This window comes from Imbroritus primus (assembly GCF_964332355.1).
Taxonomy (GTDB): domain Bacteria; phylum Pseudomonadota; class Gammaproteobacteria; order Burkholderiales; family Burkholderiaceae; genus Imbroritus; species Imbroritus primus.
The window spans coordinates 943,403-962,102 of sequence record NZ_OZ201293.1 but is presented as its reverse complement, the minus strand read 5'-3'; the positions used below and the strand labels follow the sequence as shown (position 1 = coordinate 962,102).

The 18,700-nt window shown below is 62.5% G+C and carries 18 protein-coding genes, 1 tRNA gene and 1 riboswitch; of the genes, 6 read left to right on the top strand and 13 right to left on the bottom strand.

From position 1 onward, the window contains the following. Window positions 1–4: 4 nt before the first annotated feature. Together ACQ3C8_RS04375 and pncB are read right to left on the bottom strand one after the other, a co-directional pair. Window positions 5–703, bottom strand: a complete 699-nt coding sequence (locus tag ACQ3C8_RS04375) for a LutC/YkgG family protein (protein WP_428852598.1) — start codon at window positions 701–703, stop codon at window positions 5–7. 108 nt (window positions 704–811) lie between these two features. Beyond that, entirely contained in the window at window positions 812–2,017 is a 1,206-nt protein-coding gene (gene pncB, locus ACQ3C8_RS04370) for a nicotinate phosphoribosyltransferase (protein WP_428852597.1), read from the bottom strand. Between the two features lie 247 nt (window positions 2,018–2,264). On the opposite strand from pncB, the gene fdxA reads away from it, so the two are divergent. From fdxA to ACQ3C8_RS04350, 4 genes are all read left to right on the top strand, one after another. After that, entirely contained in the window at window positions 2,265–2,588 is a 324-nt protein-coding gene (gene fdxA, locus ACQ3C8_RS04365) for a ferredoxin FdxA (RefSeq protein ID WP_009522092.1), read from the top strand. A gap of 44 nt (window positions 2,589–2,632) precedes the next feature. Beyond that, entirely contained in the window at window positions 2,633–3,718 is a 1,086-nt protein-coding gene (locus ACQ3C8_RS04360) for an NAD(P)/FAD-dependent oxidoreductase (RefSeq protein ID WP_428853030.1), read from the top strand. A gap of 227 nt (window positions 3,719–3,945) precedes the next feature. Continuing rightward, a riboswitch (TPP riboswitch) is annotated at window positions 3,946–4,041 on the top strand. Between the two features lie 71 nt (window positions 4,042–4,112). After that, entirely contained in the window at window positions 4,113–6,320 is a 2,208-nt protein-coding gene (locus ACQ3C8_RS04355) for a TonB-dependent siderophore receptor (protein WP_428852596.1), read from the top strand. Window positions 6,321–6,384: 64 nt separating this feature from the next. Beyond that, window positions 6,385–6,460, top strand: a tRNA-Asn gene (locus tag ACQ3C8_RS04350). 473 nt (window positions 6,461–6,933) lie between these two features. Here the strand turns inward: ACQ3C8_RS04350 and ACQ3C8_RS04345 are convergent. Continuing rightward, window positions 6,934–7,233, bottom strand: coding sequence for a helix-turn-helix domain-containing protein (locus tag ACQ3C8_RS04345; RefSeq protein WP_428852595.1), 300 nt, complete (start codon window positions 7,231–7,233; stop codon window positions 6,934–6,936). A 109-nt stretch (window positions 7,234–7,342) separates the two neighbouring features. Here ACQ3C8_RS04345 and ACQ3C8_RS04340 point away from each other — a divergent pair, with 109 nt between their 5' ends. Together ACQ3C8_RS04340 and ACQ3C8_RS04335 are read left to right on the top strand one after the other, a co-directional pair. After that, window positions 7,343–7,753, top strand: a complete 411-nt coding sequence (locus tag ACQ3C8_RS04340) for a DUF3320 domain-containing protein (protein WP_428852594.1) — start codon at window positions 7,343–7,345, stop codon at window positions 7,751–7,753. Between the two features lie 150 nt (window positions 7,754–7,903). Further along, on the top strand, window positions 7,904–8,242 hold the full coding sequence (locus ACQ3C8_RS04335; protein ID WP_428852593.1) for a hypothetical protein: 339 nt from the start codon (window positions 7,904–7,906) through the stop codon (window positions 8,240–8,242). Window positions 8,243–8,498: 256 nt separating this feature from the next. Here ACQ3C8_RS04335 and ACQ3C8_RS04330 read toward each other — a convergent pair whose 3' ends face one another. The 10 genes from ACQ3C8_RS04330 to ACQ3C8_RS04285 are packed head-to-tail and all read right to left on the bottom strand — an operon-like array spanning window position 8,499 to window position 18,580. Continuing rightward, window positions 8,499–9,488 carry an NADPH:quinone oxidoreductase family protein gene (locus ACQ3C8_RS04330; protein ID WP_428852592.1) on the bottom strand — a complete coding sequence of 330 codons (990 nt, stop codon included), beginning with the start codon at window positions 9,486–9,488 and terminating at the stop codon, window positions 8,499–8,501. Beyond that, window positions 9,485–10,627, bottom strand: a complete 1,143-nt coding sequence (locus tag ACQ3C8_RS04325; RefSeq protein WP_428852591.1) for a CaiB/BaiF CoA transferase family protein — start codon at window positions 10,625–10,627, stop codon at window positions 9,485–9,487. Before ACQ3C8_RS04325 ends, ACQ3C8_RS04330 begins: the two co-directional genes overlap by 4 nt. After that, window positions 10,624–11,280 carry a 3-hydroxyacyl-CoA dehydrogenase family protein gene (locus ACQ3C8_RS04320; RefSeq protein WP_428852590.1) on the bottom strand — a complete coding sequence of 219 codons (657 nt, stop codon included), beginning with the start codon at window positions 11,278–11,280 and terminating at the stop codon, window positions 10,624–10,626. Before ACQ3C8_RS04320 ends, ACQ3C8_RS04325 begins: the two co-directional genes overlap by 4 nt. A gap of 2 nt (window positions 11,281–11,282) precedes the next feature. Further along, complete coding sequence (locus tag ACQ3C8_RS04315; protein WP_428852589.1) at window positions 11,283–12,158, bottom strand: 3-hydroxyacyl-CoA dehydrogenase family protein; 876 nt, start codon at window positions 12,156–12,158, stop codon at window positions 11,283–11,285. Between the two features lie 10 nt (window positions 12,159–12,168). After that, the gene (locus ACQ3C8_RS04310; RefSeq protein WP_428852588.1) at window positions 12,169–13,335 is read right to left on the bottom strand and encodes an acyl-CoA dehydrogenase family protein; all 1,167 of its coding nucleotides are present in this window, start codon (window positions 13,333–13,335) and stop codon (window positions 12,169–12,171) included. Window positions 13,336–13,347: 12 nt separating this feature from the next. Then, a complete protein-coding gene (locus tag ACQ3C8_RS04305; RefSeq protein ID WP_428852587.1) occupies window positions 13,348–14,094 on the bottom strand; it encodes an SDR family NAD(P)-dependent oxidoreductase in 747 nt (248 codons plus the stop codon). Further along, entirely contained in the window at window positions 14,087–14,857 is a 771-nt protein-coding gene (locus ACQ3C8_RS04300) for an enoyl-CoA hydratase/isomerase family protein (protein WP_428852586.1), read from the bottom strand. Before ACQ3C8_RS04300 ends, ACQ3C8_RS04305 begins: the two co-directional genes overlap by 8 nt. A 1-nt stretch (window position 14,858) precedes the next feature. Beyond that, on the bottom strand, window positions 14,859–16,541 hold the full coding sequence (locus ACQ3C8_RS04295; protein ID WP_428853029.1) for a class I adenylate-forming enzyme family protein: 1,683 nt from the start codon (window positions 16,539–16,541) through the stop codon (window positions 14,859–14,861). 16 nt (window positions 16,542–16,557) lie between these two features. Then, complete coding sequence (locus ACQ3C8_RS04290) at window positions 16,558–17,337, bottom strand: enoyl-CoA hydratase-related protein (protein ID WP_428852585.1); 780 nt, start codon at window positions 17,335–17,337, stop codon at window positions 16,558–16,560. Between the two features lie 13 nt (window positions 17,338–17,350). After that, complete coding sequence (locus ACQ3C8_RS04285) at window positions 17,351–18,580, bottom strand: CaiB/BaiF CoA transferase family protein (protein WP_428853028.1); 1,230 nt, start codon at window positions 18,578–18,580, stop codon at window positions 17,351–17,353. Window positions 18,581–18,700: the final 120 nt, after the last annotated feature.

Genomic DNA, 18,700 nt, shown 5'->3' with positions numbered 1-18,700 from the left:
CTCGTCATGCAGCCTGCACGAGAATCACATGCACGCGATATGGCCCATGCGCACCGAGCACGAGATTCTGCTCGATATCGGCCGTGCGCGACGGCCCGCTGATGATATTCGTGGCACGCGGCAGCTGTCCCCGTTCGCTACGCATCAGCGCAAAGGCCGCCTCGAGATCCTGCACGATGCGTGTCACCGGCACGATGGCGATATGCGTTTCCGGCAGGAGCGCGGTGGAGGCCGGCGTCTCGGGCCCCGACAGTAACATCAGCGAACCGGTCTCGGCAATCGCACAGAAGCATCCAGTCACACCCACGAGGTCGCGGGCCGTGCGGTCGATCTCCACATCGCGGGCCGGCGGCCGGTTGGCGGCCTCGATACCGGCGGCCTGCCAGTCCAGCGCAGCGACTGTATCCCAGACCACGCAACGCAGCGGCAGCCCCAGGCTGCCCAGGTACCGCGCCACGGCCTGCGGTACATCAGCACGCGCCGGAATGGTCTCGAGCGTCGAGGCCATGCGCAGCGCCTGTTCGGAGAATTCCGGGACCAGACCATCCTGATGCGGACGGGTTTCGAGCGGACGTGGGCCGGCGGGATGACGTGCCAGATAATCGGCCACCGACGCGCGCTCGTTCTCCATCACTGCCTCGGGCCGGCGCTGGGCGGCACGGATGCGGGCAAGGATGTTGCGCCTGGCAGTACTGGTATCCATCTCGCCCCCTTTATCGACTTACTGCTGACTCACTGCCAAGCCGCCGCCGCGTCCCGCACAACGCTCGCTGGTCCGGCAGGCAGCCTTGCGATTATACGAGTGCAATTCCTAATATCCAGCGCCGGACGCTGACGGCGTCGGTTCGGCGGCGACCCCGAAGACCTGCCGCAGGTAGGCGAGATAGCCCGGATCGTCGCTCATGGTCTTGCCCGGCGCGTCCGAGAGCTTGGCGACCGGCTGGCCGTTGCAGCGTGTCATCTTGATGACGATCGGCAGGGCTTCGTACCCCAGATCGTTGGTCAGGTCGGTACCGATGCCGAAGGCCAGCTGGCAGCGCTCGCGAAACCGTTCGTACAGCGCGACGATGCGCGGCGCGGTCAAGCCATCGCTGAACACCAGCAGCTTGCTGCGCGCATCGATGCGGTGCGCCGCATAGTGCGCGAGCATGCGTTCGCCCCATTGCTCCGGATCTCCAGAATCGTGGCGCACGCCATCGAAGAGCTTGCAGAAATACAGGTCGAAATCGCGCAGAAAGGCATCGAAGCCCACGGTGTCCGACAGCGCGATGCCGAGGTCGCCACGATACTCATGCGCCCAGGTGTCCAGCGCAAAGACCTGCGAATCGCGCAGGCGCGGCCCCAACGCCTGGCAGGCCTGTACGTACTCGTGGGCCATCGTCCCCAGCGGGGTCATGCCATACCGGGCCGCAAGCCAGACATTGCTCGTGCCAGCGTATTGCGTGCCCAGCCGGGCGCGGGTTGCCAGCACTACCTCCTCCTGCCAGTCACGCGAAAATCGCCGGCGCGTGCCATAGTCGGCAATCTTGCAGGCCTCCTGACCGGGCTGCCCCAGCAGCGCCAGCTTGGCCGCAAGCCGGGCGCGGCCTTCGGCATAGTCAGGCTGGGGCTGGGTGCGGCGAAAGTACACCTCATTGACGATCGCCAGCACCGGCACCTCGAAGAGGATGGTGTGCAGCCACGGCCCGCGAATCCGGATGTCGAGGGCCCCGCCCCCTTCCGGCGCGGGCGCGATGTCGATGTAGCGGGTATCGAGCTGGAACAGGCGGAGAAAATCGACGAAATCTGACTTGAGGAAGCGCAGGCCCCGCAGATAGTCCAGTTCATCCTCGGTAAAGCGCAAGGTGCACAGCGCCGCAACCTCTTCCCGGATCTCGTCGGCGCACGCAGCCAGGTCCACGCCCGTCCGGCGGCAACGGAAGCGGTATTCCACATCGGCGCCAGGGAAATGATGCAGAACGACCTGCATCATCGTAAATTTATAGAGATCGGTATCCAGCAGGGATTGAATCATCATGCCGCCCATCTCCTGTCGACGCGTCCGGGTCCATGGTAGCGCATCCAGCACAATCCACGCGGTCCGGCACGCCACCAGCCGACCTACCCATTGAAAATCGCATAAAGAAATAAAAAAACTGTCTTATCGAGGCATATAGTCGCGCTATTCTTGGCAAGTGGCTGCGATACAATACGGGCTGCGCGGCAGAGCGTGCATTTGCACGGTTCGCAATCCCAATTTCACCTGATCAGTTTTTGGAAAAGTAATGACCCACGTCGTCACAGAAGCCTGCATTCGCTGCAAATACACCGACTGCGTCGATGTTTGCCCCGTCGACTGCTTCCGGGAAGGCCCGAATTTCCTGGTCATCGATCCGGACGAGTGCATCGACTGTGCGGTATGCGTGGCCGAGTGCCCGGTCAATGCGATCTATGCCGAGGAAGACGTCCCTGGCGATCAGCAGGATTTCCTCGACCTCAATGCCAAGCTGGCAAGCAGTTGGCCCTCCATTACGAAAACCAAGTCCCCTCTGCCGGATGCGGACGACTGGAAAGACGTCACCGCCAAACGGGACCAACTGGTCCAATAATTGATCCGCCGCGCGGCTCGGCCGGCGGCTTCGGAAGGAATATGATGGATATGAGCATCCCTAACTCCGTCGCGGAAACCGCTGCCAGCGGCCAGCCGCTGGAAATCGACGCGCTGATCGTCGGCGCCGGCCCCGTTGGCCTGTTCCAGGTCTTCGAACTCGGTCTGCTGGAAATCAAGGCGCACATCATCGACTCGCTCAAGAGCGTGGGCGGTCAATGCGTGGAGTTGTACCCGGACAAGCCCATCTACGATATTCCCGCCGTACCCATCTGCACCGGACAGGAGCTCACGGACAACCTGCTCAAGCAGATCGAGCCGTTCGAGCCGACCTTCCACCTTGGCCAGGAAGTCACCGTAGTCGAGCGCCGCGAAGACGGCCGTTTCTTCGTCGAAACCTCGACTGGCACACGCTTTATCACCAAGACCATTTTCATCGCCGCCGGCGTGGGTTCGTTCCAGCCGCGCACGTTGAAAGTGGAAGGCATCGACAAGTTCGATGGCCAGCAGCTGTTCTACCGCGTCAAGGATCCGAGCCGCTTCCACGGCCGCAACCTGGTGATCGTCGGCGGCGGCGACTCGGCGCTGGACTGGGCGCTCGATCTGGTCGGCAAGGCCGAATCGATCGTGCTGATCCACCGCCGCGACGGCTTCCGCGCCGCGCCTGCCTCGGTCGCCAAGATGAACGAGCTGTGCGAGAACCTGGAAATGCAGTTCCTGGTCGGTCAGATCACCGCCTATGAAGAAAAGGACGGCACGCTGACCGAAGTCAAGGTCACGGGCGCCGACGGCGTCACGCGCCGCCTGCCGCTGGATGACCTGCTGGTGTTCTTCGGCCTGTCGCCAAAACTCGGTCCGATTGCCGAATGGGGCCTCGACCTGGAGCGCAAGCAGATCAAGGTCGATACCGAAAAGTTCGAGACCAACATCCCCGGCATCTTTGCCGTGGGCGACATCAACACCTATCCGGGCAAGAAGAAGCTGATCCTGTCGGGCTTCCACGAAGCCGCGCTGGCCGCCTTCGGCGCCGCGCCCTATATCTTCCCGGAGAAGAAGATCCACATGCAGTACACGACGACGTCGCCGAAACTGCACAAGATCCTCGGCGTCGACAGCCCCGTCTTCGACTGATCCCCGGCGGAGCCCGCCGGCTCGCGACGGTACCAAACACCGCCCGCCTCGCCACCGCGAGGCGGGCGGTTTGCATTGGAGCGCCATGCATGGTGCCGGGAGGAAGTGGCTGCGTGCGTCCACTTCTGGCAACAGTCAGCCACGACGGGCAGTCAACACCCGCAACATGCCGGCGGAACCCGGTATCATAGCGGCTGCAAACGTTACCGCCGCCAAGGCGGAGCGTTCTTCCAGGCTAGGGGTCCTGCGCATGGCGCGGGTGAGAAAAACCCTTCGAACCTGATCTCGATAATGCGAGCGCAGGGAAGCTGGAACAGTATGGCCAGTCCTCCCCGGCCGACCTCACCCGCTGTTCCCGTCCTTGCGCCTACCGGCTCTGTGCCAAGGCTTGACCATGCTGTTGTTCCCCTTTCGCGCCGCCCGCCCGGCCAACCGTCCGAAGTTCCCCACCACAGTTGCAAGCCTGCTGCTGTTGCCCTTGCTGACCCCGACCGTATTGCACGCGCAGACTGAAGCCACGCTGCAGGAAGTCACGGTCTCTGGCGCACGTGAGACGGGGTACCGTGCACGCACGGCACGCGTCGCCGGGTTCGATGACGCACCGCTGCGCGACATTCCCGCCGCCGTGAGCGTGGTGACGCGCGAACGTCTTGATGACCAGCAGGCCCGCCTCCTGAGCGATGTCATCAAGAATGATGCATCGGTCGGCGAAAACTACGCACCCGTCGGCTACTACGAGAACGTCAATATCCGCGGCGTACCGCTCGATCTCGCCACCGGCTACCAGATCAACGGCATGAGCAGCGTCGGCGAACAGAACGTCATGCTAGAGAACAAGGAGCGCGTGGAGATTCTCAAGGGACTCGCCGGCTTGCAGGCCGGTGTGCTCGCACCTGCCGGCCTGGTCAACTACGTCACCAAGCGGCCTGCCGATGTACGCGACATCACCGTCGGCACCGACCAGCGCGGCAGCCGCTATGTGGCCGCCGACTTCGGCACGCGCTTTGGCAGTGCCGGCAGCGGACCGCAGCCTTTCGGCCTGCGGCTCAATCTGGTCCACGAAGACATGCATTCGTATGTCAACCATGCCGACGGGCACCGCAACGGCGGCGCCCTGGCTTTCGACTGGAACCTGACGCCGTCGACGGTGCTCCAGCTCGATGCGGAATACCAGAAACGCGCCCAGCGCTCGGTGCCCGGCTTCCAGCTGCTCGGCGGCACGGCGCTGCCGCACGATATCTCGCCCCGGCAGATGCTGAATAACCAGCCTTGGTCGCAACCGGTCACGATGGAATCGCACAATCTCAACCTGCGTCTCGACCACACCTTCTCGGATACGTGGCGTGGCGCGGTCAGTGCAAGTCGCAGCCGCGCGATCATCGACGATAACGTGGCCTTTCCCTATGGCTGCTACGCCGTGCCGAGCTGCGATCCATCCATGCCCGGCGCCACGCCCGGACAGTACTTCGCAGCCGATGGCAGCTACGATGTCTACGACTACCGGAGCCCCGGCGACAAGCGCCGCAATGACCAGTTGCAAGCCACGCTTACCGGCAACCTCGGCACGGATACGATCCGCCACGAAGTCACCTTCGGCGCCAGTGTGTTCCGCCGTACCGTCGACCTGCGCGAAGGCCTGTTCGACTGGGTCGGCAGCGACAATATCTACAATCCAACGCCACTCGTGTTCGCACCGGCCGCGCGCGAACCGGGACCATCGTACCGCGCGCTGGACAGCCGCCAGCGCGCCCTGTTCGTGCAGGACCGGATCCGCCTCGGCGGCCGTTGGCAGATCGTCGCCGGCGCGCGCCAGGTCTGGCTGAAGGAACGCACGCCGTCACAGGACACGACACGCAGCGAACTGCTGCCGCAAGCCGCCGTGATCTATCAGCCGACGGCGGCGCTGTCGTTCTACGGCAGTTACAGCAAGGGCCTCTCCCTGGGCGGACAAGCGCCGGCGTGGACCACCAATGCCTACGCCTTCCTCGCGCCCACGGTCTCACGTCAATGGGAAGCCGGCGTCCGCTACGACTGGCGCGAAGCGTTGACGCTGAGCCTCACCGCCTTCCGCCTCAGCAAGCCGTTCGAGTATGCCCAGCCCGATACCAGCGCCATGGGCAACACCTTCGTGCAGCAGGGCAGGCAGGTGCACAGCGGACTGGAACTCGCCGCCACGGGCCGCGTGACTTCCCGCCTGCAGCTGAGCGCCAGCGTCACCGCCCTGCGCGCGCGCCAGGAAGATACCGGCACGCCGGCCTTCGACGGCCAGCAGGTCATCAACGCGCCACGCTTTCGCAGTGCGCTGTTCGCCGACTACAGCATTCCCGGCGTCGAGGGTCTCGCGGTCCTGGGCGGCTGGAGCTACAGCGGCAGCAAGCACGCCACGCGCGATGGCCTCGTCGCCATTCCGGCCGTGCATCGTTTCGATGCCGGCCTGCGCTACACCACCCGCCTCGGCGCGACCCGCTCGACGTTCTACCTGATGGTGGACAACCTGCTCGACAAGCGCTACTGGAAGGATGTTGGCGAAACCCTGGGCGACGGTTACCTGCATCGGGGCGCCCCGCGTACCGTGCGGCTGTCCGCACGGTTCAGCTTTTAAGCGGATTCAGCAAAAAGGGGTTGACGACCCGGCAACCCCTGGCTATAATTTGCGTCTTCTCAGTTCCCTGATAGCTCAGTTGGTAGAGCGACGGACTGTTAATCCGCAGGTCGCAGGTTCGAGCCCTGCTCGGGGAGCCACTAGTATCAAGCAAAAAGCCCAGTCTATCCGACTGGGCTTTTTGTTTTTGGGTTGCTGTGTAGGCACCATGTAGGCATTCACGCTCAACACCCTTCCTACGATGAGCGAGCTATCCACAAGGTGGCTGGATATCTTAGCAACTCAGATGGATGGTGAGGCAAGCCGCCGGGGAAGCCACAATCCGTAGACCAGCAGCGCACTAGACGCCGGGATGGGCCCCAAGCCCCAACGCCTTATCGACAAACCACGCCCACTGTTTTTTGTTACCGAAATTCATGCTCGCCCGCCTCGCCATCCGGCTTCTGTGCCATGGTGATACAAATTAGCATGAAGAGACCCCACTGCCGCTCGCGGTCAAACAAGCGAACGTACAACCGCAGCGCTTGCGCTGCGGATGGAAAATTTGTAGTACCAAGAAGGCGACAAGGGACATTTAGGTATACAGCAACACATCTCTGCTTAACCCAAAGCATCAACCAAGCTGACCTAAAAAAGACATCACCTTCGCACGGCCTTCACTTGAGAGGCGGTGAAATTTTATTAAGAGCTCTGCTTCGTCATCGCTGACGGCATAGAAGTATGCCGCAGGCAAATTGAGAACCACCGCAATGCGCTCAACTAGTTCTGGGTCCGGCATGCGCTTACCAAGCTCATAGCGATTCATCCGCGTACTGGCAGACATTTCATCAAGACCAGCATTTCTGCCCAGAGCCTCCTGCGACAAGCCAGCGCGCTTGCGCGCCTCCTTTAGCCGCTGTGCAAACGTATTCATCCCTTGCCTTCTTTTTACCGAAGACAAGAATCGTCATGTGCTAGCCAACACAATTTACTACCATTTTGGTAGTATTGAGCTTTCCCCACATCTCTCTTCAAGGAAAGCAATGAAATCGATCCGAGTTGCTAGCAACTATGTAGACGCCTTGCTGGCTCGCCGAATCGCTCGCGCCCATGGCTGGCTGCGCACAGGCGGACGCATCCGCGAGCGCGTCTTTCAACTCGCTCGGCGTCGCTATCGGACGACCGACGAAGAGATCGGGACATTCTACTGGCCCGAACATATTGATTCAGCAACGGAACCTCCTTTCCGGGCACCAGCCGATGAGGACAGCGTGCGGGCGGCCGATGAAATCAGCCTATCGGAATTGGCTTCGCTGGCCCGAATTATCATCAATCAGGGAACAGAAGGTGAAGCGGTGTATTACGCGATGGCGCGAAAACTGGGGCTTCAACAACTACGAGCCTCCAGCCGGATGCGATTGAAGCAAGCATTGCATTCGGCAGGGTATTTATGACGCGATGTCGCGATAATCTCTTTGAGCTGATCTGTTTCATGTCGTCGGTGCCAAAAAGATTGCACTATTTCGTTGTATCAACTTCGCGGCGCTCACCCGCCCCTTGACGTAACCGTTGATGAAAGCCCGATCCTGTGTAATGGAATTGAGATGAACATTACCCCTTGCCAATGCTTTTCTCCTGGCTTCAAGATTCCCTGGGCCGAAAAATCCGACATCGGCGTGACGGATCGCGATTGGGAGCTCAGCAAGCTGCGTTGTGGTAAGTGCAGCACGCCTTGGCTGCGTGCGTTCCTTGAATATGAGGCATTCTCTTGCTCAGGTCGGTACTATAGGGCACCAACAAGCGATTCTGCGCTTGAGACTATTACACCCGACGCTGCGTTGCGCATCATCAAGGACGCTACATTCCGCATCGCTGGCGGTAGCCGTTTTGATGGTGTGGAGCATGTGATCCATGGGCCAGGCGAATTACTGGAAACGCCATAGCTACCGGCGTCACGTATTTTCCACCCACATCCTTGGATTACCGTTAATTCCTCGCGATAGCACAAATGCGTGGCAAGCTCGTTGTGCGTGCGCGAGAAGTCAGAGATTCGCCTGACAGATCTGACGCTACTCGACGATGGAGGCGATGCTGTGTCGGGGTGAGAATAGGCCGCCCCTGGGTTAATCGAGGCAACATCAAGATACTGGGACACAAGCGTCATTGCGTATGGCTAGAGGAGGATAAATCGATCCTAAACTATTTAATTCGCAATACGTATTTCCCAAAAACATGCCCTTGTTCAAGCCTCTTCAGCGCCTGTGCAGCCTGAGTCAGCGGGAACACCCCGGCAATATTTGGTTTGAGCGCGCCGATGTCGTACAAGCGGAAAATCTCCGCCTGGGCCGCCTGGATCTTCTGCGGGGTGCGCACATGGTAATCAGTCCATTGCATACCGCTGACTGTCAGGTTCTTGACCAGCAGGTAATTGGCCTTGATCTCCGGAATCCGGCCCGATGCAAACCCCACCACCACTGTGCGCCCGCTCCACGCCATGGCACGCAGAGCCGCGTCAAAGACATCTCCGCCAAGTGTATCGATCAGCACATCAGCGCCGCGCCCCGCAGTGTGCCCATGCACCTGAGCCCGTAACGCATTGCGCAGATCGGGTACCGCCAGATCGATTGTCGCGGAGGCGCCCAACTCCAGCGCAAACGGCACCTGATCCGCATGCCGTACACCAGCGAGCGCCTTGCCGCCCAGGCCCTGCACGATCTGCACCGCGGCCGAACCGACACCGCCTGCTGCACCGGTCACCAGCACGGTTTCCCCTGGCTGAAAGCGACCGCGCTCCATGAGGGCGAAGTAGGCTGACTGGTACGCGAGCCCCATCGCTGCAGCGTCCTCGAACGGCATGCTGTCGGGAATGTGGAAACAGTCGCAGGCGCGGACCTTTACCATTTCCGCATACGCCCCGTACTCGACCTGCGCCGCCACGCGGTCACCGGGCTTGAACTCAGACACATTGGTGCCGACCGCACGGACGATGCCCGCGGCATCCTTGCCAGGTGCGAACGGGAGCGGTGGTGAGAACTGATACTGGCCGCGTACTACCAGCAAGTCGGGAAAATTCACCGAGGCCGCGCGGACTTCGATCAGCAGGTCGTCCGGCCCGGCAACCGGATCCGGCAAGGAACCAAGCGTCAGCGTCGCTGGTTCGCAATACGCGTGAATGGCAATGGCTTTCATTGGAGTGGAGCGTTTCCCGTTGTATTGACTGCTCGAAGAAGATCGTTGTGTTCGCCAAGCCCGGGGGCGCGCCGCACGGTCTCCGGGCCGCGAAACGCTGGTGCGATAGGCACTGGCAGGGCTGGAATGTGTGCGCCTCCGGTCGTCCCGATACGCGCTTCGAATACCCCGCGCGCCGCGAAGTGCGGATGCCGGCTAGCCTCCTCGAGACTCACCACCCTGGCGATGCAGACGTCATGCCCGGCAAAGCGTTTCATCCATTCGTCCGCGCTGCGTGCGGCAATGGCGTGCGCCACGGCCGTCATCACATCCTGCGGTGCGAGCGCAGCCAGCCGTGTCTCATCCAGCCCGATCAAGGCCACGAAGTTGCTCCAGAACTTGGCTTCGATCGGCGCCGCCGCCAGATGCTTGCCGTCCGCCGTCTGGTACACCTGGTACCGTGGCGAGCCGCCATTCACCAGATCCGACGCTGGCGCAGGCCAGTTCCCGCACCAGCCGTTGCCCAGCCCCCAGTACTGGAACGTGAACAGGTTCTCGGCCATGGCGATGTCGAGATGCGTGCCTTTCTGCGTCATGTCGCGCTGGCGCAAGGCCAGCAGAATATTGATGACCGCCGGATACGCGCCGCCTGCCACATCCGCTATCAAGGCCGGTGGCAACGCAGGTATCTGTCCTGCTGGCGCGGACATCGCCAGCATGCCACTGCTGGCGACATAGTTGAGGTCGTGCCCAGCCTCCTGGGCATCGGGACCATCCTGTCCATAGCCAGTGATCGAGCAATAGATCAGACGCGGATTGATCGCCGCAACGGCTTCGTATCCCAAACCCAGGCGCGCCATCACGCCCGGCCGGAATTGCTCGACCAGCACGTCCGCCTCGCGGATCAGCGGCGTCAGCCGCACTACGGCATTCGGCGCCTTGAGGTCAAGCGCAATCGATTGCTTGCCGCGATTCAGCAGCACGAAATTGGCACTGTCCGCTCCGACCTTCGGCGCATAGGCACGCATCTCGTCGCCGCGCACCGGACGCTCTAACTTGAGCACCTCGGCCCCTGCCTCGGCCAGCAGCAAGGTGCACAGCGGACCAGGCAGCAGTGTGCTGAAATCGAGGACCTTGATTCCCTGCAATGGCTGCATCATGCGGCTGCCCGGCGCTTGCGTTCCGCTGCGACGCAGGCACGGCGTGCGGGCGCGTAATCGGCCTGACCGAGCGCCTCGTACAACGCCAACGTCGTGGCAAAATGATCTTCCAAGCCGGTACGCTCCAGCAGCGCAATCGGCCCTTCCGGATAGCCCAGGCCCAGGCACAGGGTCTTGTCTAGATCCTCGGCCGTGGCCAGCTTCTCGTCCAGCCGGCGCAGGGCTGCGTTGTAATAGGGCCGCACCAGGCGGTTGACGATACGCCCGGGAAAATCGTTGCATACCGCGACCTTCAGGCCGGCGGCGGTGAATGCATCCTGCGCTGCCTGCAGCGCATGCGCCGAGGTACCCGGCTGGCGCACGAGTTCGATCAGATCGCTCGGCGCTGCCTCACCCAGACGGAAGCGCGCAAAGCCGACGACATTCGAGCCCTCCTGGCCCCGGCCCTCACCGGTATGCACGCCCAGGCACTCCATGCCCAGCTCGATCGCCACGAACGATGCAGTAGATGTGTCGCCATGCGCGCAAAACGCCTGGCCAGCGCCGGCGCCGATGAACACCAGACCCGGCCCGCTAGCGCCAGCCTGCTCGAGAAAGGTATGGGAAACCGGAAAAGAACGGCTCTCGCCGCTGGCAATGATGGTGTACGACATGGTCAGGCCCCGAACATCTTGGAATCGTTGTAAACGTGGAAACCACGGCCGGTCTTCTTGCCCAGCCGCTTGGCGGCAATCATGCGGCGCACGAGCGGCGGGCAGGCAGCGCGCGCTTCATGGGTGAGACCATGCATGGCCTCGCACAACAGCTTCTGCGTATCGATGCCCACCAGATCCAGCAGCTCCAGCGGCCCCATGGGATAACCGAGCGCGGTCTTGATGGCGACATCGATATCGGCAGGCTCCGCCACACCCTGTTCCACCAGACGGATGGCATCGTTGTTGAACGGAATCAGGAAGTAGTTGAGGATGAAGCCCGGCGTATCGAGTGTCCTCACCGGCTTCTGGCCCATGCGCTCCGCACATGCCCAGGCACGAGCAAACGTATCGTCGCTGGTTTCCATCCCCGGCGACATCTCGACCAGTTTCATCAGCTGGGCGGGCAGACAGAAATGCATGCCGACGAAGCGGTCCGGACGGCCCGAGCCACCCGCGATCTCGGTGATCGAAATCGTCGACGTATTGGAGGCGAACAGCGTATGCGCCGGACACACCGCATGTAGCGCCGAAAACAGCGCATGCTTGACCGAGAGTTCCTCGAACACCGCCTCGATGATCAGGTCGCATTGCGCCATCGTCTCGAGTTGCCTGGTGCCTTCCCAGCGGCCCATGATGCGCTCGAGTTCATCGGCAGCCAGCTTGCCGCGCTCGACGGATTTTTTCAGGAAACCTTCAGTCTGGCCGCGCGCCCTGTCCAGCGCGTCCTGGCGCGTGTCGTATACGATGGTACGAAAGCCGGCGCGTGCCGCGACAATGGCAATCCCTGCCCCCATGGTCCCGGCACCTGCGATGCCAATGGTTTGAATATCAGCCACGTGATGGTCCTTACTTGATGAGGAAGCTCTTGCCGATCAGCTGCCGGTGCACCTGATTGGTCCCTTCCCAGATTTGCGTAATCTTCGCGTCGCGCATCAGGCGCTCCACGCGATAGTCGTTGCAGTAGCCATAACCTCCGAGCAGCTGGACCGCATCCGTTGTGATGCGCATGGCAGCATCGGTGGCGCGCAACTTCAGCGCCGAGGCTTCGATGCCGAAATCCTTCTCGCCGGCATCGACCATCGCCGCAATGCGCCACATCCAGCTTTCGCACAGCGCCAGTTCCGATGCGAGATCGGCCAGCATGAATTGCACGCCCTGGAACTCGACGATACGGCGCCCACCCTGGCGCCGCTCGTTGACATAGGCCACGGCATCCTCGAATGCGGCCCGCGCGATGCCAAGCGCATGCGCCGCCACGCTGGGGCGCGAGCGGTTCAGCGACCCGAAGAGGATGCGCAGGCCATCACCCGGCGCTCCGATCAGGTTAGAGCGCGGCACGCGGCAGTTCTCGAATGCCAGCGAAGCCGTACTCGAGGCTCGCGTACCCATCTTGTGCTCGGTGCCGAGCACCGACAGGCCTGGCGTGCCTTTCTCCAGCACCAGTACCGAGATCGATTTGCGCGGATCGTCGATGCCGGCCCATTTGCCGAACAGCAGATATTGGTCAGCGACATCGCCATTGGTGATGAAGGTCTTGCTGCCATTGATGACGATCGCGTCGCCATCCTCCGTGAAGGTCGTGCGCATGCCGAGTGCATCCGATCCCGCCGACGGCTCGGTGATGGCCAGCGACCCCAGCGCGCCTTCCGCGATACGCGGCAGGAACTGCTGCTTCTGCGCCTCGCTGCCATACTCGATCAGCGGCTTGATGGCATGGAAATTCGTCGCCCAGATGATGCCCGTCGAAGCGCACGCCTTGGCGATTTCGCGCACGCATGCCAGATAGCAGGTATACGACAGCGGCGCACCGCCATACTCCTCAGGAATGAACATGGCGTTCAACCCGAGCATGTTGATGGCCTCGACGTTTTTCCAGGGAAACGCACCGGAGCGGTCATGTTCCGCCGCAGCCGGGGCGATCTGTTCGTCGCACAGGGCCCTGACGCTGTCGAGCAGCATGCTCTCTTCGCCGGACAGGGACAGGCTGGCGTCCAGCCGTTGCAGGATATTCATTTCGCCTCCCGGTTAAAGAGCCATGCCCTGGCCGCCGTCGATGTACAGCGTTTCCCCGGTCAGGAAACGCCCCGGCAGCAGGAATAGCGAGGCAACCAGTTGCGCGACATCTTCCACCGCACCCGGTCCGCCTGTAGGAATGCGTTTCTGCAGGAAAGCATGTAGCGGACCCTGCGTCATCTCCTCGCGATTCAGGTCCGTCTCCACATAGCCCGGTGCTACATTCAGGACCTGGATGCCATCGCCCGCCCACTCCACGGCCAGGCAACGCGTGATCGCGCCGACAGCTGCCTTCGAGGCGCAATACGCGACATTGCCCCGCACCCCCAGCTTGTCGAAGAACGAACCGATGTTGACGATCAGCGCGCCCTCCGCGCGTGCGAGCGCGGCATAGGCTACCTGGCTCACTGCCAGTACCGAAGTAGCGTTGGTGGTCATGACCCGCTCATAATCGCTGACCGGGAATGACGCCGATTTGCCTTGCAGATGCAGGCCGGCGTTATTGACCAGCCCTACTAGCGGTTCGCTGCAGATCTCGCTCAGCGTCTCGAATGCCGCACGGATCGATGCCGCATCGGTAATGTCACACGCCAGCGGAAACATGCGCGCCTGCAGCGGCGCGCCGGCTTCCGGCAACGCTCCGGTGCGCGACAGGCATGCCACCCGGAAGCCCCTGGCGCTCAGCGTAGTGGCAATGGCAGCGCCAATGCCACGGCTGGCGCCAGTGACGACGACGCAGCCTTTGGATGGATCAGGCATCTTTGAACTCCGGTGTGCGTTTCTCGACGAAGGCCCGCATGCCCTCTTCGGCGTCCTGTGTCTGGTAAGCCAGCGTCGACAGATCAGATTCGATGCGCAGCCCTTCCGCCAGCGGTGTGGCCATCGCACGCTCGACCGCCTCCCGCGCGAACAGCGAAGCGCATTTGCTGAAGGCTGTGAATTGCACAAGATAGGTTTGCCCCAGCGCGACGGGATCGTCGCCTTCGACGATCTCGCTGACCAGGCCAATACGCTCCGCCTCGAGGGCATCGATCGTCCGCCCCGACATCACCAGTACCTTGGCGCGTGCCTCTCCCACCAGACGTGGCAAGCGCTGCGTGCCCCCATAGCCAGGGATCAGGCCGAGCTTGATTTCTGGCAGGCCCATCTTGGCGCGCGCAGTCGCGATCCGGAAGGTACAGGCCATAGCCAGTTCCAGTCCGCCACCGAAGGCATAGCCATGGATCACGGCCACGGATGGAATCGGCAGTGCGGCGAGCCGGGCGAAAGCGTTCTGACCCAGTTCCGCACCACGTCGCTGGGCCAGGATGTCACGATCCATCAGTTCCTTGATGTCGGCGCCGGCGCAGAATGCTTTCGGGCCCGCACCCGTCACGACCAGCGCACGCGCGGGCGAGACAGCAACGGCGTCGACTGCGCGCGCGATGTCCTCTAGCATGCTGAAGCGCAGAGCGTTCAGCGCCTCGGGCCGGTTCAGCGTCAGCACCGCGAATTGCCCGTCGAAAGAAAGTTCGACTGCCATATCACGCCCCCCGCGCAGCGCTGCCGCTGTAGCGCACCGGTTGCGGCTTGAGGCTGCCGGCACGCGTCATCTCGACCAGCTCGCGCTTCAGAATCTTGCCGCTTGCCGTCAATGGAAATTTCTCGAGGCTGAGGAAGAATTCCGGCATGTCGTACTTCGACAGGCCGCTGTCGGCGAGATGGCTCAGCAGGCCATCGGGGTCGACGCTCGCATTGCTTCTCGGGATCACCGACAGGCAGACTTTCTCGCCAAGGCGTTCGTCCTCCACCGGAAATGCCGCGGCGCGCTCCACACCGGGATGGCGCATCGCCAGCTCTTCGATGCGGGCCGGATGGATGTTGTGCCCGCCCCGGATGATCAGGTCCTTCTTTCGGCCGACAATCAGCAGGCAGCCGTTTTCATCCATGATTCCCAGGTCGCCGCTCATGAACCAGCCATGCACGTTGAAGGACGTCTCGGTCGCGACCTGGTTGCTGAAGTAGCCTAGCATCAGCACTCCGCCCCGCCCGCCGATCTCGCCGACCTCGCCGATGGCAGCTTCTTCGTTGATATTGTCCTGTTTCCACAGGCGGATCTCGTAGCCGCGGCAGGCGCGCCCGCATGTCGACACGATGGTGTCCGGCGTATCGTCGGGCACGGTGTAGTTGTGCGAACCGTTCTCCGTCATGCCGTAGACGTTCTGCGGCGTCACGCCCAGGCTCACGAACTTTTCCGCGACTTCGCGCGGAATGGCCGCGCCTGCCATGTAGAACGTGCGGACATCGCCCAGCGCGGTCAGCCCGCGCTCGCGCACCGCCTGCAGGATATCCATGGCATGTGTGGGCACGCCCATGACATACGTCGCGCCGGTTTCCAGGATCCAGTCGAGGGAATGCTCGCCGCGCCTGAGATCGGTCATCACCAGCTCGAGGCCTGCCACGAGCATTTGCTCCATGCCCACCGTCGCGATATGGTGACTCATCGGGCTCAGGGTCAGCAGCTTGGTATCTGCGGTATGCCCCCAGTCCGCCACGAGCGCGCGGCCGTTGGTCAGCAGGGTGTTGTCGCTGTGCATCACACCTTTCGGCAAGCCCGTCGTACCCGAGGTAAAGGCCAGGTACACGATCTTGTCCGGATTGAGATCGGGCGCCGCCACCGCCGACGGGCGCTGGCGATCCGGGAACGCACGGGCTTGCGGCGGCAAATCGACGGATTGGCCGCGATAGGTGGTCAGGGAAAAGATTGCCGTCAACGTCGGAATGTCGCGCGCACGCTCGAAGATCGACTGGCGATCCGCATCCGCGCCGTAACCTTCCATCGCAAACAGCGCCCGGCACTGGATGCGGTTGAGCAACGTGCAGATTTCGTCGACCGTATAGTTCTGGTGCAGGGACGGGCAGCAGACATAGCCGTTGCGCGAACAGGCCAGGAAAACGATGGCGGTATGCACGACATTGGGCAGCCAGACGCCGACGCGATCGCCGGGCTTGAGCCCGCGCCGGTGCAGCGCCTCGGCTACGCTGTCGACCCAGTCGACCACTTCGCTCCAGCTCAGGCGCGTGGTGGCATCGCGCAGGGCGCACGCGCTCGGCCGCTCGCGTGCGTGGCGCCGCGCGAGCGTGTAGAGGGTCTCCTGCTGCCAGATGCCCGACAGGTAGTAATCACGGGCGTTCTGGGGATTGTGTAAGGTCAGGATGTTCTGCATGAACGGGCCTTGCGGATCAGTGTCCAAATTTCGATGCATCGGGTTTCCGGCGTTCCGCGAACGCGGCGGCCAGTTCGTCGTGTTCGGCCGTGTCGAGATAGCCGCGCAGCAGGAGGTCGTGCGCCATGCGCGACAGGCCGCTGACGCCGCCGTGGCGCGCATTGAAGGCGCCCTTGAGGGATGCCAGGGCAAACGCGCCGCGCTCGGCGATTTCCAGCGCATAGGCACGCGTAGCCTCGCGCAGCTGGTCATCGGGCACGACCTTGTTGATCAGACCGATGTCCAGCGCCTCCTGCGCGGTCATCTTGGGATTGCGGTACCAGATGTCCTTCGCGCGCTTCTTGCCGACCAGGTCTTCGAGATACCAGGTACCGTATCCGGCGTCGAAACTGCCAACCATCGGGCCCACCTGGCGGAAGATCGCGGATGCCTTGGCGATGGTCACGTCGCACACCACCTGCAGCACATTGCCGCCACCCACGGCAAAGCCGTTGACCGAAGCGATCACAGGTTTCTGCAGGCGATCGATGCTTTCATACATCTCCAGGGTCGGCAGCACGCCGGCATACAGCGTCGTATCTTCCATGCCGTCCTTGCGGCCGCCAGTGCAGAAGAACTTGTCGCCAGCGCCTGTGATGACGATCACGCGCGTACGCGTCTCGCGGCGAATGGCGTTGATGCAGTCGCGGATCTCATGGCACATCTTCTCGGTGAACATGTTCCCGTCATGCGGGCGGTTCAGCGTGATGGTGCCAATCGGGCCATCTTCTTCGTAAATGATTTCTTCGTAGCTCACTGTTGGCTCCTGTTTAGATCACATCCATGTTTTTCAAGGCGGCAATGCAGGCATCCGACATCGTCAGACGCTCACGCAGGATCCGCTCGGTATCCTCTCCCAGCATCGGCGGTGCGCGACGGGCCACTGCGTTTCCGCCGTCGAAACGAATCCCGAGTCCCACCTGCGGCACGGGACCGGCCGGCCCCTGCACGTTGAACAACATCTGGTCAGCCTGCAGTAGCGGATCGTCGACGAGTTGTTCGAGGGTGTTGATCGGGCCGGCGGGAATTCGGTGTTGGGCGAACAGCGCCAGCCATTCGGCCCGAGACCGTGTGGCCAGCAGTTCTGCAATGGCGGCAACGACCTGCGGGCGGGCCGCACACCGCTTGGTATTGGAATCGAGCTCTGCGCGTGCGCCGAACTCCGGCTGGCCGACGGCCTTCCAGAAACGCTGCCAGATCGCATCATTGCCAAGGCCGAGCGTGATCGGATAATCCGCGGTATCGAACACCTGATAGACCGCGAGGACCGAGTCGGTGCCGCCCGAGCGTTTGGGCACGGTGCCGGAGCCCAGGTACGGCACGATGCGCGAGGCCATGAAACGCGTGGAGCTGGCGACCATCGAGATGTCGATGCGCGTGCCCTTGCCGGTCTGCTGGCGCCGGAACAGCGCCGCCAGGATCGCCAGCGCGGCATCCTGCCCGGCCAGCAGATCGGAAGCCGGCGTGCCGATTTTTTGCGGCGGGCCGTCAGCCTCGCCCGTCAGATCCATGATGCCGGCATAGCCCTCGGCGATCAGGTCGTAGCATGGGAGGTCGGCGCCGGCGCCTCCCAGGCCGAAACCGGTAATCGACGCGTGAATCAGCGCCGGGTTGAGCGCCTGCAGCGTCTCGTGGTCGAGGCCCAGCTTGGTCTGCACGCGCACCGCCGTGTTCATCACGATCACGTCGGCCTGGCGCACCAGATCGTGCAGGATCTTCCGGCCTTCCTCGCGCAGCAGGTCGAGCGTCAGGCTGGACTTGTTGCGGTTCGCGCTGATGAACCACAGCGATTCGCCGTCCAGGAACGGCGGCCCCCATTGGCGGGCATCGTCGCCGCCGTCGCGCTTTTCGACCTTGATGACCTCTGCGCCGAGATCGGCCAGCAGCTGCGTGCCATAGGGACCGGCAATCGATGTCGTCAGATCCAGTACGGTGATGCCCTGCAGAAAGGCCTGTCCTGCGGCATACGGCAGCAATGGCAGTTTGTTGAGAACGTTCATGGCGATCAATAGGAATGGAATGCAGGCTGTCATCGCAAGCACCATGCCAACGCGTGTTACCGGAGGCATGCCATTCCGTCTTCCGTCACGTACGCCCAAGCCGCGCACGGAGCAGCCTGC